Here is a 1,456-nt window from a genome sequence, read left to right as displayed (position 1 = left end):
TTACAATTAAATGTATACCAGAAGAATGCCAGAGCAATTTCTTTTTACCAAAGAGAAGGGTTCATTATTCAATGTAAGGGCGAGAATGTGTATATAGACTCTCTTACCTATGAGCAGTTTATGATGCTTGGTGATGCGGAATTAAGCAGAAGATTCTCCATGCAGGATGAAGCAGAGCAGAAGGCAAAGATTGACAGGGAGCAGGCAAATGAGCTTGAGTATGTTGATGAATCACAGAAGTCAGATGCTGCAGAAAGTGCCAATGCGTCTAATGGAAGTACTGGTGGTAAGCCTGTAAGGAATCCAGAGAGGGAAAAGCCTAAGTGGGAGGATACAATCACAAATCGAATGCTGCACTGGTCGTATACACCGGAGCAGAAAGAAGAAGTGAAGAAAGCATTGGCTGCAGGAGTTCCCAAAGCAACGATTCTTACTTACTTCTATCCAGAAGTTACTGTGGAGAAGATGAGTTCATATCGGAATAAGCATTAAATGTTATCGCATAGGCACAGGAAATGTGGTATACTGTGCCTATGTAAAAAAGAATGTGTTTTGCAAATCGGAATTTTTCAAGGAGGATTTACAATGAAATGTATTAAATGTCATAACACAATGGACATGGAAACTGGCGAATTCAAGTGAATGCAGTAGTATGGGAATTCTTTAAAAGTGATATTACTGGTCGGGGTGGTGCAACTCAACAATTGCTTGAGTTCTTGACACAAAATGGAATTCAATATGTTATTCATTAATATTTATAAGAGGTGACATGTATGCAATATAATGGAATGACCCCACCGTTTGATCTTATACCATTTGAAGATATGAAGAAAAAGCAAGCTGAACAATATTTTGTATGGTATATTGATACCATAGAGCAGAGGATACAGAATTTAGAAAAGTATATTAATTTAACGGGGACGCATATGGTATTAGATAAAACGCCCAATTCGTTAATTGAATTATGGGATTGGTTTTCAAATCATATTGAGGTGTGTACAAAAGATGAACAAGAATTAATGTTGGAATTAGCTATGCGTCCAAATTGGATAAAAGCACATATTATGAGCGATAGACGAAAGCTGTCGCTAAATACAATTATGATAGCAGTTGATATTTCGGCATATTTTGGAGAAGTATTTATTAAGAATAATCCCAACATATATTGGGGCTACTTATCAAAACCAAAGAAACTTCATGGTGTAAATAGACCTAGACTATTGGGGTTTGCTGGAGATATGTCAGTTTATGTGTATGGTCGAGTTGAGGTGTGTATTTGGAAGACAATAGAGACAGTAGATAATATGCATTTGTTTAATATGTATCAAGTATGTTTGAAAATGATATAATCATAACTTCTTTGGATTCCGTTATATTCTATGGGAGCATCCCAAAGTTTGTGTAAACCTCCAAACTGATGTAAGATAAAATTACTCAGTTTGGAGGTTATTTTTAT

1 protein-coding gene and 1 pseudogene are annotated in these 1,456 nt (G+C 36.0%); both read left to right on the top strand.

Annotated features, from left to right (window positions below; all coding sequences use genetic code 11):
- Positions 1 to 492 (top strand): annotated as a pseudogene (locus OCV43_RS13800) (VirD4-like conjugal transfer protein, CD1115 family); the annotation flags it as partial.
- Positions 493 to 773: 281 nt separating this feature from the next.
- Positions 774 to 1,349 carry a hypothetical protein gene (locus OCV43_RS13795; RefSeq protein WP_262624377.1) on the top strand — a complete coding sequence of 192 codons (576 nt, stop codon included), beginning with the start codon at positions 774 to 776 and terminating at the stop codon, positions 1,347 to 1,349.
- Positions 1,350 to 1,456 lie beyond the last annotated feature (107 nt).

The sequence above is a fragment of the Roseburia amylophila genome (genome assembly GCF_025567465.1).
Classification (GTDB): Bacteria; Bacillota; Clostridia; order Lachnospirales; family Lachnospiraceae; genus Roseburia_C; species Roseburia_C amylophila.
This window is presented reverse-complemented; position numbering and strand designations above follow the sequence as displayed.